We start from the raw sequence: 12,135 nt of genomic DNA on the forward strand, positions 1-12,135 counted from the left end.
AGGAATGTTGGAATTATGACCAGTAGTCCCTACAAAGAAGTGCAACACCCGTATTTTTGGGTCTGGGGTGTGTTGCTCGCCATCAGCGGTTTTCCTTTGTGGCTCATATTTTTTCAGGGGCAGCCCCTGTGGCCTACGGTGCTTCCCGCAGGCATCGGCCTTTTTATCGTGCTCTTCTTTTTGCCATTGACCGTCAGCATCCAAGGGCAAAAACTGCATATAGTCTTCGGCTTCATACCGCTGTTTGTATGGAATTTTCCCCTTGAGAAAATCGAAAACGCCGAAGCGGTGACCTACACACCTCTCAAAACCTATCTGGGGTGGGGGATGCGCAGGGGCATGGATGGTTCGCGGGCGTTCACCATCCGTGGTAACCGCGGTGTTATGCTGCATATGCAGGGGGGCAAGCGCATCCTTGTGGGCTCCACAAAAGCCGAAGCTTTGGCAACTGCCATCCAGAACGCTTCTCAGGATATTTAAGCGCCATGATTTGTGGACCTGGACGCTAGAGTGATTTTCGTGCTATAAACAAGATAAAAATCAGCAGTTATTTTTTTTTCAGTTTCTCAGGGGGGCATATGGCGAACGAATCGCCTAAGACCAGAGAACAACTTCTCGACGAACTCAGCGCGGCCAAAGAGCGCATTGCCGCCTTGGAAAATGAGGTGGCGCAACAGCCGGCTAGCCCTGCCTCCAATCCCGTGTTGGGCGATAATCACTACAAGGTTATTTTTGATAAGTCTCCCCTTGGCCTGATTCTTTTCAATGAGGAGGGGGCTATTCTTGATTGCAATACAAAGTTTGAAGAGTTGATGGGCGCCCCCCGTGAACAGCTCATAGGGTTCAACACACGACTTCAAAGCACCCCGGAAATGCGCTGCTGCATCCAGAAAGCCCTTGCCGGAGAGCCCTCTTCCTACGATGACGAATATGTCTCCATTACGGGCGGAAAGGCGACCCATCTGCGCGTTGTGTTCAATCCGGTGCACCCTGGCTGCAATCCAACAGAGGTCATTGCGACACTGGAAGATGTCAGCGAACGCCGGCAAGCCGAGCGGCAGCTTGAACACACCCTGGAGCGACTGGCCGAGGCGCAGCGAATAGCGGAGATGGGCGACTGGGAGTGGGATATTGAAAACAATGTTCTCACGTGGTCCAGGAATCTGTACGCCATCTTAGAGTTGGACCCTACGCAACCTCCTCCACATTATAAGGATCAATTAGGGCTGTACGATCTTGATGATGCAGCACACTTGAGCGAGGCGATCAGCCGGGCCATGGAAGGGGTTCCCTATGAAATTGAGGTCCGCAGAAAAGTACCCAGCGGCAAGGAGAAAACTCTTCTCTACCGTGGTCAGCCCTATGTTGATGCTGTGACTGGGGGCGTTCGTCTGTGCGGTACGGCCATGGACATCACAAAACGAAAGGAGGCGGAGAAGGAACTCAAGGACCTCACCCGTCTGCAACGCGGCATGGCGGATAACCTTCCTGATTTGATTTGGGCTAAAGACCTTGATGGCCGATACCTGTTCGCCAATCGGGCCCTTTGTGATGTTTTGCTGAAGGCAAAGGATACGGACGAACCCATAGGCAAAACAGACCTGTTCTTTACCACGCGCGAGCGGGAGACTGGCCACATCCACACGTTTGGCGAAATTTGTGTGGACTCCGACGTGGTGACATTGTCCACTCTCCAGCCGGGGCGTTTTCTTGAGGATGGCCTGGTGCGGGGAGAATACCTGGCCCTCGAAGTTCACAAGGCGCCTTTTTACGATTCCCAGGGCACGCTGATTGGCACTGTTGGCGCTGGAAGAGACGTCACCACCGAGGAAAGTGCGCGAAACGCCTTGGCGGAGAGCGAAAGGAGATACCGCACGCTATATGAAAACGCCCCTGTGGGAATATTTCGTTCTTCCCCTTCAGGGCGTTATTTGAGCGTCAATAAACACCACGCGGCGATTTGCGGATATGACAGTCCGGAACAGATGATTGAGGAAGTAAAGGAGATCGGCGAACAGACGTATGTGTATCCCGAAGAACGTCTGCGCCTGCTCAAGCTGCAGGAAGAAAAAGGTGTTGTACGGGATGTAGAGTTGTGCCGCAAAAGGCGCGACGGAAAAAATATCTGGATTTCCACGACACTGCGGACTGTGCGTAATGCCGCTGGTGAAATTGAATATTTCGAAGGTTTTGCGACTGATGTGACAGAGCGCAAGCATGCCGAAGAGGCATTGGAGAACGCCAAAGAGCAGGCCGAAGCCGCGAGCAGGGCAAAATCTCTGTTTCTTGCAAATATGAGCCATGAGTTGCGCACCCCCTTGAATGGCATCATGGGGATGCATCAGCTGCTGCAAACCACGTCACTGAATGCGGAGCAGCGGGAATACGTTGAAATGGCGATTGTCACATCCAAGCGGTTGACGAACCTGCTTTCCGATATCCTTGATCTCTCCAAGGTGGAAGCCGGAAAAATGGAGGTGCTTGTCCGCCCCTTTGGCGTGGACAAGCTTTTTCTGCTTGTGGATCAGCTTTTTCGCCCAAGCTGTGAACAAAAAGGCATTGATTTGCGCTTCTCAGTGGAAGAAGGCGTTCCGTCACTGCTTTTGGGCGACTCCGCCAGACTACAACAAATTTTTAATAATCTTGTCGGTAATGCGATCAAGTTCACTGAAGAAGGCTTCATTGATGTGAGCGCGAAAGTGCAGAGCGCACGGCAAGGTGAAAAAACCCAAGTGTTGTTCACTGTGAAAGATTCTGGGATTGGCATCAACGAAGCCAAACTCGGTACGCTTTTCGAAGCCTTTACCCAGGTGGATGACGGCCTGACGCGAAAACACCAGGGCGCGGGGCTTGGCTTGGCCATTGTGAAGCAGCTTGTTAAGCTCCTGGGAGGCGAGGTGAGCGTCTCCAGCACCCCCGGCAAAGGAACAGAATTTCAGTTTACCTTGCCCTTCGGCCTCGGGGAAACTCCAGACCAGCCTGATACTGTTACCGAGGACAGTTTTTGCGGGGGCACCTGCTTCTGCAATGTTTTGCTTGTGGAAGATGATGTTGTCAGCAGTTTTGCGGCCAAGAGACAGTTGGAGAAAATGGGGTGTAAGGTCGTTGCTGCCGGCAATGGCGAGGAGGCTCTCGGATTGTTGCGCAAGGAGCCTTTCGACGTGGTGCTTATGGACATTCAATTGCCCGTCATGGATGGGGTAAGAGCCACCCGCTGCATAAGAAATGGCGAAGCTGGCGATGACAAAAAAGCTGTCCCCATCATCGCCATGACTGCCTATGCCATGGCCGGTGAAAAGGAACGCTTTTTGGAAGCCGGAATGAACGGGTACCTTGCAAAACCTGTTGTTCGGGATCAGCTGCGCCGGCAGGTTGAAGCCATCGTGGCGCAGAAAAAAGGCAACTAGTCGACATATCCCCGGAAATCATGCGTGACTTAGACCTTAGGGCATGCAATATAAACGTATGCCCGAACTACCCGAAGTAGAAACCATTGCACGAAATCTGCGCGCCGCCGTGAATGGCGCTTGCATTATCCGTGTGGATGTGCCTGGGGCGCGCGCCCTGCCACAGGGCAGTGAGCTTTTCGTCGCCAGAGTGGAAGGGGCCTGCATCTCTGGCGTCCGCCGCCGCGGCAAACTCCTCATGCTTGACCTTGCGCAAAAGGGTGGCGCCGCTTACGTCCTGGCCGTACATTTACGCATGACGGGGCGCATGCATTTACCGCAAGAGGAAACCTGGCAGCCGGATCGCCATACCCATGTTGTGCTGCATCTGCAGCCTGCTCCGCCGGCAGTGCTTGTGTTCCATGATGTCCGCAGGTTCGGCTCCATGCAGGCATTCACCGCGGCAGAACTGGAGGAATGGCCTTTCTACGCGACCCTTGGGCCTGAACCCCTGGAGCTTGATGCCGCAGCCTTTGTCCGCTTGATCAAAGGGCGTTCAGCCAGAATCAAGGCGCTGCTTCTGGACCAGCATGTCATTGCCGGCATAGGGAATATTTATGCTGACGAGTCTCTTTTCCGTGCGGGTATACGCCCCACCGCACGGGCCGATCGCCTTTCCAGACCGCGGCTCATGCGGCTGCACGCCGCACTGCGTGACGTGCTGGAAGAGGCCATAGGCGCCTGCGGCAGTTCCATACGCGACTACCGTAACGCCAATGGCGATGCGGGCGCCTTTCAGAATTGTTTTCGTGTCTATGGCAGAGCCGGGCAACCCTGTCTTGCATGCGGCAAGCTGCTGCAAAAGGGTACCGTTGCGGGCCGAACAAGTGTCTATTGCCCCTCCTGCCAAAAATCATGACATTACTATAACTACAAGAGAAAAGGAGTCTTTTTATGCCTATGGCCAATGTACAAAAACTTTTTCAGCGCATTGCCACTGATACGGATTTGCGTAAGGAATTCTATCGTGCGTCTGGCAGGGAAGGGCGCGAAGCAATACTCCAACGCGAGAATCTCTCCTTCACCGATGCAGAATTCGATGAAGGCATCAGGGCAATGCACGTCAAGTGTCAAAGCCAGGAAGCTGCCGACCAGCTCATGGATTTTCGCATGTGGTGGGAGCAGCTCAGGAACATGGAATAGTTGCTGTAAAAGCAAAGAAAACCCCGTTCTTGCGGGGTTTTCTTCTTTGACCTGCTGTCATTCCGCTACAAATATTCCCGGATCAAATCCCAGGCCTGGCGGGTGCCTCCCTGGCGTTCGGCCAGGTAGTTTTGAAAACGTTCCTGCACTTTTGTTTGTGGTATTGGGCGCTGCAGGTATTTCACCAGAGACGCAGCAAGCTCGTGTCCGTCGCGCACCACCCGCACCAGCCCCTGGTCGATGATTTCCTGCCCCACCCAGGCAAAATTTTTCCAGTATGGGCCAATGCAGGGCGCAATGCCGGCGGCAAGGGGTTCAAGAAAATTCTGCCCCCCGAGAGGGGCAAGGCTTCCACCCACAAATGCGGCACGCGCCTGCGCATACACCGCATTCAACTCGCCGAAGGCATCCCAAAGCACGGTCACCCCGGGGTGTACCGGTTCGTTCACCTCCGAGCGCAGCACCCAGGGAACGCCGGCAGCGTCGAGACGTTTGCTCCAGGCTTCCACACGGTGCATGTGGCGGGGGCAGAGTGCGATGCAGGTTTTGGGGCGTGCGGCGTGCAACTCCCGTATGGCCAGGGCCACATCGGGTTCTTCTTGTTCACGTACCGAACCCATCACGCATAATGAAGTGCGAGGCTTAAACACCGTGGCAATGGGGCTGTCCACAAACGCGGGAGCCTGGGGCGCGGTGAAGCGGTCGAACTTGATATTGTGCATCACGCCAACACGCTCTTCCCCGAAAAGTGCGGCAAAACGTCCGGCATCGTCATCGGATATGGCCAAAATTCGTTGAGGCGCGACCCTGCGGAGAAAATCCTTGATAAGCAGGTAATGGGACAGACTCCGTGTGCTCATGCGCGCGTTGACCAGCAATACCGGCACCTGTTCATCGGCGCAGGCTGCCAGCAGACCCGGCCACAGTTCGGTTTCCAGCAGCACTACAACCTTTGGCAATGTCTGCGAGAGCGCACGGTGCATCAAGGATGGCGCGTCAAAGGGAAAATAGTCTGCGGTGCAGGAGATCCGTGGGGATTCCTTTTCCTCCCAGGCTGTTGCTTCACGCAGTACGTCCAGCCCCTGGTCCGTGCAACTTGTTGTCAGCACGGAGATGGGCGCAACCGAATCAGTTTGTGCACTGGCAGCGGAGGGTGCGCCGTATTGTTTGATCAGCTCCCAGGTAAGATACGCTTCGCCCCCGGACGCCGCATGGATCCAGACATCGTGCCAATGGTCGGCATACAAGGGCAAAGGACGAGCAGGGGGGGCGCTTTCTTGCGCAGCAACGTGCCACTTTCCCCAATCGGCGGGCACAGCCCTGCGCTCCAATCCCTTGTCCAGCCGACTGGCGCCGCCTTTGTCCGGAGCCTTGCCGGAGCTGGCAAGGTGTTTTTTGAGGCGCAAAGCCGGCAGCGCCAGGTGGTGTCCGGCGTCATACACAGTTAAAAGCAGGCGCTGCAAAAGAGAGAGCGGCGAGTGGCGCAGGCTTTTCATGCCTTGGCCCGTTTCGTTTGCTCCTCCATGCCAAGTTCAATGAGCCGGTTGATGAGCGCATCGAAATCCATGCCTGCTGCAGCGGCGGACTGCGGCAACAGGCTGGTGGGCGTCATGCCCGGAATGGTGTTGACTTCGAGGAGCCAGAGGGTTTCATCTTCCAGAATGAAATCTGCGCGGCTGCAGCCTGTAAGCCCCAATGCGTTGTGTGCGGCCAGCGCCTGCTCTTGCAGTTGCGCATAGAGCGCTTTGGAAACAGGGGCAGGGCAAATCTCCTCGGCGCCCCCGGATTCGTATTTGCTCTGATAGTCGAAAAACGCTTCAGAGCGCAGGGGGCGGATGAGGATTGGGGGGAGCGCAGCATCTCCAACCACGCCGCATGTCAGCTCGACACCCTTCAGGGAGCGTTCCAGCAGAACTTCGCCACCTCGTTTGAACAGGATGTCCATACCGTTGCGCAAGGTTGCTTCGTCGTTGGCAAGGGCCATATCCAGACTGGAGCCGCCCGTATTGTCCTTGACGAAAATAGGGTAGGGCAACTTGGGCTTCCACTGCGCATCCGGAGGGGTGGGCAAAAATTCCCAATCCGGTGTGGGGAGTCCGGCCATGCGGAAAATTTGTTTGGAGGCCGCCTTGTGCAACGCCAGGTAGGAGCCGCTGCATCCCGCCCCTTGAAATGGAATGTCGGCCGCTTCGAGGACTGCCTGGATGAGGCCATCTTCCCCTGGGCTGCCGTGCATTAGAATAAATGCAAAATCACACCCTTTTGCTTCGGTGGCGAGTTGGTCGAAACGGTCGCGGGGGTCCAGGCGGATAACTTCGTGCCCCAATCGGATCAGGGATGCTTCCACGCCCAGAGAACCGGAAAGGGATACCTCACGTTCTGTGGACCAGCCGCCGGCTATCAAAAGTACGCGCATGCAGTTCTATTCCCAAGCAGTTGCTCAGGGCGCGCTCCAGGTCCATGGCCTGTTGCAGGGACAACTCGATGCGCCCCCTGATGTAGTCGTTTATGGCATAGCGCTCGAAGAGGTCTTCGAAGCGGTCCCCAATGCTGACGATGCGGTCGTGCTGCACACGCTTGTCAGCATATATCACGGTAAGCGGCAGAAAATACGTGTCCGGGTCCAGTTCCCAGGGCCAGAAAACATGGTGCAACACGCCCTGCGCTATGGCCGGGTTCCCGGTCTCCTCCAGAGTCCACACGCCGCCCAACTGGGCATGGTTGCACCCGTACTTAATGGAATACAGCTTTGCAATGTCATGCAGCAGGGCAGATGCCGTCACTGTCTGCACGCAATCGAACAATCCTTTATGTTGTGCTTCCAGCGCCATGTCTTGGGCGATGATGGCCACCAGCAGGCTGTGCTGGCGGATATGTTCCGGCATGGCGTAGCGCTCCCAAAGCTGGCGACAGGCCTCAAAGTCTGGGGGCGCAGGCAGAGCGCTCACTTCCTGGCAGGAAAGCGGCTTGCTGGGTGGGGGCGTCAGCCATTTCGTATCACAGCATTGCCCTTGAGGAGAAACAAGAGGTGAATCCGACATAGCGCTTTAAGAATGTCCCAAAGCGCGACGCAGTGCAAGTGCTCCAGGTAAAAGCTGCGTAAAATACAGGAATGAATCCGTGAATGAATCCGGGATGCAGCGCCTGGGGACAGGGGGGCAAGGCCGTGCCCCTTTTACCTGAATCAGATTTCCCGGCAGTTGCACACGGCCATATGATACGGAGGGCCGAATCCTTCGCCAGGGGCGTAGCCGCGTTCCAGACAGGCGTGCAGGTACCTTCTGGCGCGTTGTACCGCATCGCGCAGGGAGAGCTCCTGCCCCAGGCCGGTGGCAATGGCTGCGGAAAGGGTGCACCCCGTACCGTGGGTGTGGGGGGTCTCCAGCCATGGCAATGTCAGGGCCTCGGGGGTCTTGCCCGGCACAGCCAGCCAGTCAGTGGCTTTGGTTGCGCCCTGAACATGTCCTCCCTTGAGCAGCACGGCCTTGGGTCCAAGGGCCAGCAGCCGTTCCATGGCGTCTGGGATGGCGGATTCGTTGGGTATCTTCATGTCCGCCAAAAGCTCGGCTTCAGGCAGGTTCGGGGTCAAAAGATCGGCAAGGGGAAGAATTGTATCCTTCATGGCTTCCACGGCGGATTCTTCGAGCAGACGGTGTCCGCTTTGGCTGACGCAGACCGGGTCGACAACCAGGGGAAAGTCTTTGTCCTGCAGGTTGTCGGCAATGGCCGTAATGATGGGGGCGGAAAAAAGCATGCCTGTTTTTGCGGCATGAACGGGAAAGCCTTTGCGCACAGTGGCGAGTTGCAGGGCTGCGAAGGCTGCATCTGGGGCATGGATGCCGTCAACGCCAAGACCATTCTGCGCGGTAAGCGCCGTGATTACGGTCATTGCAAAGCCACCAAGGGCGGAAATCGTCTTGATATCGGCCTGGATACCCGCGCCGCCGCCGGAATCGGATCCGGCAATACTCAGGATGTTTGCTATGGCTGGCATGGTCTGTTCCTTGTTTTTCCGTGTTTCAGATTTCCTCTTCGCTATGCTCCCGAATGCCTTTCATGGACAAGCCGGATTCCGCCAGAACGTAAAGTGCGGCCAAAGTGGGGGGCACGAATGTGGATACGCGGAAAACCAGCGCCACGGCCAGGGCCTGCGGCTTGGGCATGCCAAACCACCCCAGAGAAAGGACGAATGCAGCTTCCACCACGCCCAGGGCGCCGGGCGAAGAGGGCGTGGCAAAACCCAGTGTGGCCACGACAAAGACCGTCAGCCCCTGGGCATAGGTAATATCCATTTTGGCGGCCCAAAAGAAAATAAGAAAGCTGACGCTGACATTGGCAGCCCAGAATAAAAGGGAATACGAGCTGACCCCGATCACGAAGCGCCGGCTTTTTCGTTCCTGGAGTTGCAGGAAAACTTCTGAGCAGAGCAGCTTCAGGCGCTGCCCCGGCACGAATTTGAGGAAAATGTTGGTGCTGTTGGGAAACAGGCGGATCAGCAGTACGCACCCCCATAATCCACCTACAACGATAATCAGGGGGGCAAGGGCTATGCCGCTGCGCATGAACGCTGCGGTAAAGAGTCCCAAAAGCAACAAACAGTTGAGGTCTGCGAAACGCTCCCAGAATATGAGGCCCAGGCCGTGCCCCAGCTTGATGCCGGTTTTGCGGCGCAGATAAAAAGCTTTTGCCACTTCCCCCAGCTTTGCTGGAAACATGTTGTTGATGCCCATGCAAAAGACACTGGCCTTGAGCGCATTGACAAAACCTGCCTGCCCCTCGGTAAGAAAATTAAGCCGCCATGAAAGCGGGATATAGGGCACGAAGCTGTAGATCAAACTGACTATAAGCGCGAAGATGCCGAAGGCCTTGAAGGCTTGGGCGAACTGCCCCCAGTCCATGCCCCACAGCACATAAACTAGGCAAAGTCCGACAAGGCCGAAGCGTATGAAGAAGTTGACGAACTTTTTGACGAGTTTTTTTGGCATGGATTATTGGGGGCGAGTAGTTTTGTCAGATGGCGGCGTCAAGCAGCATGTTATCACGGTGAATTGCTTCATGATAGCAATAGCCCAAGATGTCTTCAGCTTCGAGACTTTTTTTACCGGCAATCCGCTTCAGGTCGGCGGCCTTGTAATTGCTGAGCCCTACGCCAAGGGTGGTGCGGTCCATGCTGAGAATACGGACCAGCGCGCCACGGACGAAATTTCCTTCTACACTTTTGATGCCGGCAGGCAGCAGACTTTTGCCCCGTTCGGTAAGGGCGCGAACGGCGCCTTCGTCCAGCAGCACAGCGCCGCCGGGTTCGCGGTTATAGGCAAGGCGAAACTTGCGGCGTGAAACATGCTTGCCTGTTGCCCGAACCCAGGTGCCCAGGTGTTCGCCGCTGAAAGCGCGGTGGATGGCGTCTATATCCTTGCCGGAAAGTATCAGGGTGGGGACGCCGCGCTGGGCTGCACGCCTGGCGGCAAGCAATTTGGAAAACATGCCCCCCGATCCCACGGAGGTCTTGCCGGCGCACAGTGCGCGCAGGTCCATGTTGTCTATGTCATGGATGCAGCAGATCAGTGCGGCGTCATCATGCTCCAGGGGGTTCTTATCAAATACCCCCGCGGCCGAGGTGAGGTTTACGAACAGGTCAGCCTCCACCAGGTTCAGTAGCAGGCTGGCCAGGCTGTCGTTGTCGCCAAATTCCAGTTCGCGGACAACGATGGTGTCGTTTTCATTGACAATGGGGATGGCGCCCCAGGCGAGCAGGGCGTCAAAGGTGTTGCATGCGTTGAGAAAGCGCTGATTGCTGCGAAAATCGTCCTTGGTCAGCAGAATTTGGGCCGTGAGGATGCCGTGGTCGTCAAACGCCTTGTCGTAGGTGTGCATCAGGCGGCTTTGCCCAATGGCGGAAGCTGCCTGCCGGTCCGGAATGCCGCGCACCTCGGGGAGGTCGGCCAGGCCTTGAAAGCGGATCATGCCGCGGCCTGCGGCAACAGCGCCGGAGGAGACCAGGATCACCTCAACGCCCCTGCGGTGCAGGGACGCCACTTGGCGAGCCAGGGCCTCTACGACCTCGTTGTTAAGTCCGTCCTCGTTGGTGAGCACGGCGCTGCCGACCTTGATGAGCACCCGTCGTGCATTACGGATGATTTCGTCGCGTTCTTGGTTGACCATGTCGTCCACGAGACTGCTGTCCGAATCGCCGGCATGCTGCCCGGCGATAGTATGCAAATCGGCGCTGTCTTCCTGCATGTTGTAATCAGCTCCTGGAAAGTGGTGTGGTGCGCAGCCGCCACATGGCCTTTACAAGGGGATCCAGGCCATCACCGTTGAGAGCGGATATAAGGTATACGCCCTTGTCGGCAACGAGGCGGGTTAACGCTGCAAGTTCTTCTTCGTCCAGCAGGTCTATTTTGTTCACGACCCGCAGTTGCTGCTTCTCGAGCAGTTTCGGCTCATAAGCAGCCAGCTCCTGATCCACGGTTTCAAAACCAGCCAAAGGATCGTCAAGGTCAATTTCCTCGACGCTGGCGATATGCACCAGGAACGACGTGCGCTCCACGTGTTTAAGAAAACGGTGCCCCAACCCCTGACCCAGGTGGGCGCCCTCGATGAGTCCGGGAATATCCGCCAGGATCAAGCGTTCGTCCACTTCGTTGTGCAGCACGCCCAGGTTGGGGCTCAACGTCGTGAACGGATAGGGGGCAATTTTTGGACGTGCGGCTGAAATAGCTGAAATCAGTGTGGATTTGCCTGCATTGGGCAGGCCCACCAAGCCGCCGTCGGCCAGAACTTTCAGCTCGAGCCGGAGGGTCCGGCGTTCTCCGGCTTCACCCGGCTGGGCAAAGCGGGGGGTGCGCATGGTAGAGGACTTGAAATGCTCGTTGCCCTTGCCCCCCCGTCCGCCTCTGGCAACAATGGCAGCGCTGTCTTCGCTGTCCAGGTCGGCCAGCAGGTGCATGTCGGGGTCGCTGGCATTGACGGACTCTTCTATGTCCTCTTCCTCGTACTCGTCGCTGGTGTAGACCACATAGTCCCCCCCCTGCTGTACACGGTAGCCGGTTTCGGGATCGATCTTCTCGTTTTCCGCGTCTGCATCAGCTGACGCCGGCTCGATGACTTCATAGACCAGTGTGCCCATCGGCACTTCGATGATCATGTCCCGCCCGTTGCGGCCATATTTTTGCCGACCTTGGCCGGGCTGCCCGTTTTCCGCCTGATAGCTCCGTTTTACGCGCAGGTCGTAAAGCGTCAGCATCCGGGGCTGGGCCTTGATGATGACATCGCCGCCGTTGCCCCCGTCGCCGCCATCCGGGCCGCCTTTGGGGATGAATTTTTCGCGTCTGAAAGAGACGCAGCCATGCCCGCCTTTACCGGCGGCAACCGTAATTTGTGCCTGATCTACGAATCGCATATTCGGGGGTTCACATTGTGGTCAAAAGGTTACGCAAAACGCTCTACTCGTATTGCGTGAAAAAGGCAAAGGTCGCACCGGTCCGCAATGGGGATTGTGCGCGAGCCGGGAGAAAAATTGTTGTTATCCGCAAATCCGGATTGA

The 12,135-nt window shown here is 56.5% G+C and carries 11 protein-coding genes; 4 read left to right on the plus strand and 7 right to left on the minus strand.

Features of this window, described 5'->3' with window-relative positions:
* Positions 1 to 15 precede the first annotated feature (15 nt).
* From ACZ5EH_RS10980 to ACZ5EH_RS10995, 4 genes are all read left to right on the plus strand, one after another.
* Positions 16 to 480, plus strand: a complete 465-nt coding sequence (locus ACZ5EH_RS10980; RefSeq protein WP_464278170.1) for a hypothetical protein — start codon at positions 16 to 18, stop codon at positions 478 to 480.
* A gap of 98 nt (positions 481 to 578) precedes the next feature.
* On the plus strand, positions 579 to 3,407 hold the full coding sequence (locus ACZ5EH_RS10985) for a PAS domain-containing hybrid sensor histidine kinase/response regulator (protein ID WP_464278171.1): 2,829 nt from the start codon (positions 579 to 581) through the stop codon (positions 3,405 to 3,407).
* Positions 3,408 to 3,450: 43 nt separating this feature from the next.
* Entirely contained in the window at positions 3,451 to 4,305 is an 855-nt protein-coding gene (gene mutM, locus ACZ5EH_RS10990; protein ID WP_464278172.1) for a bifunctional DNA-formamidopyrimidine glycosylase/DNA-(apurinic or apyrimidinic site) lyase, read from the plus strand.
* A gap of 35 nt (positions 4,306 to 4,340) precedes the next feature.
* Positions 4,341 to 4,589, plus strand: a complete 249-nt coding sequence (locus ACZ5EH_RS10995; RefSeq protein ID WP_464278173.1) for a Nif11-like leader peptide family natural product precursor — start codon at positions 4,341 to 4,343, stop codon at positions 4,587 to 4,589.
* Between the two features lie 65 nt (positions 4,590 to 4,654).
* Here ACZ5EH_RS10995 and ACZ5EH_RS11000 read toward each other — a convergent pair whose 3' ends face one another.
* The 7 genes from ACZ5EH_RS11000 to cgtA form a co-directional block, all read right to left on the minus strand.
* Positions 4,655 to 6,085, minus strand: coding sequence for a 3-deoxy-D-manno-octulosonic acid transferase (locus ACZ5EH_RS11000; protein WP_464278174.1), 1,431 nt, complete (start codon positions 6,083 to 6,085; stop codon positions 4,655 to 4,657).
* A complete protein-coding gene (locus ACZ5EH_RS11005; protein ID WP_464278175.1) occupies positions 6,082 to 7,005 on the minus strand; it encodes a D-alanine--D-alanine ligase family protein in 924 nt (307 codons plus the stop codon). Before ACZ5EH_RS11005 ends, ACZ5EH_RS11000 begins: the two co-directional genes overlap by 4 nt.
* The gene (locus tag ACZ5EH_RS11010; protein ID WP_464278176.1) at positions 6,962 to 7,630 is read right to left on the minus strand and encodes an HD domain-containing protein; all 669 of its coding nucleotides are present in this window, start codon (positions 7,628 to 7,630) and stop codon (positions 6,962 to 6,964) included. Before ACZ5EH_RS11010 ends, ACZ5EH_RS11005 begins: the two co-directional genes overlap by 44 nt.
* 143 nt (positions 7,631 to 7,773) lie before the next feature.
* Positions 7,774 to 8,583 carry a bifunctional hydroxymethylpyrimidine kinase/phosphomethylpyrimidine kinase gene (gene thiD, locus ACZ5EH_RS11015; protein ID WP_464278177.1) on the minus strand — a complete coding sequence of 270 codons (810 nt, stop codon included), beginning with the start codon at positions 8,581 to 8,583 and terminating at the stop codon, positions 7,774 to 7,776.
* Between the two features lie 25 nt (positions 8,584 to 8,608).
* Positions 8,609 to 9,574: a lysylphosphatidylglycerol synthase transmembrane domain-containing protein gene (locus tag ACZ5EH_RS11020; RefSeq protein WP_464278178.1), complete on the minus strand. Its 966-nt coding sequence runs from the start codon at positions 9,572 to 9,574 to the stop codon at positions 8,609 to 8,611.
* Between the two features lie 25 nt (positions 9,575 to 9,599).
* Entirely contained in the window at positions 9,600 to 10,751 is a 1,152-nt protein-coding gene (proB, locus tag ACZ5EH_RS11025) for a glutamate 5-kinase (RefSeq protein ID WP_464278294.1), read from the minus strand.
* An 85-nt stretch (positions 10,752 to 10,836) separates the two neighbouring features.
* Complete coding sequence (gene cgtA, locus ACZ5EH_RS11030) at positions 10,837 to 11,991, minus strand: Obg family GTPase CgtA (RefSeq protein WP_464278179.1); 1,155 nt, start codon at positions 11,989 to 11,991, stop codon at positions 10,837 to 10,839.
* Positions 11,992 to 12,135 lie beyond the last annotated feature (144 nt).

The organism is Desulfovibrio biadhensis (assembly GCF_055388615.1).

Excerpts from the sequence above, each read along its gene's own strand:
- ACZ5EH_RS11000 (WP_464278174.1), bottom strand. The coding sequence starts at position 6,085 with ATGAAAAGCCTGCGCCACTCGCCGCTCTCTCTTTTGCAGCGCCTGCTT.
- ACZ5EH_RS11005 (WP_464278175.1), bottom strand. The coding sequence starts at position 7,005 with ATGCGCGTACTTTTGATAGCCGGCGGCTGGTCCACAGAACGTGAGGTA.
- cgtA (WP_464278179.1), bottom strand. The coding sequence starts at position 11,991 with ATGCGATTCGTAGATCAGGCACAAATTACGGTTGCCGCCGGTAAAGGC.
- thiD (WP_464278177.1), bottom strand. The coding sequence starts at position 8,583 with ATGCCAGCCATAGCAAACATCCTGAGTATTGCCGGATCCGATTCCGGC.
- proB (WP_464278294.1), bottom strand. The coding sequence starts at position 10,751 with ATGGTCAACCAAGAACGCGACGAAATCATCCGTAATGCACGACGGGTG.
- ACZ5EH_RS11020 (WP_464278178.1), bottom strand. The coding sequence starts at position 9,574 with ATGCCAAAAAAACTCGTCAAAAAGTTCGTCAACTTCTTCATACGCTTC.
- ACZ5EH_RS10985 (WP_464278171.1), top strand. The coding sequence starts at position 579 with ATGGCGAACGAATCGCCTAAGACCAGAGAACAACTTCTCGACGAACTC.
- ACZ5EH_RS10995 (WP_464278173.1), top strand. The coding sequence starts at position 4,341 with ATGCCTATGGCCAATGTACAAAAACTTTTTCAGCGCATTGCCACTGAT.
- ACZ5EH_RS11010 (WP_464278176.1), bottom strand. The coding sequence starts at position 7,630 with ATGTCGGATTCACCTCTTGTTTCTCCTCAAGGGCAATGCTGTGATACG.
- mutM (WP_464278172.1), top strand. The coding sequence starts at position 3,451 with ATGCAATATAAACGTATGCCCGAACTACCCGAAGTAGAAACCATTGCA.
- ACZ5EH_RS10980 (WP_464278170.1), top strand. The coding sequence starts at position 16 with ATGACCAGTAGTCCCTACAAAGAAGTGCAACACCCGTATTTTTGGGTC.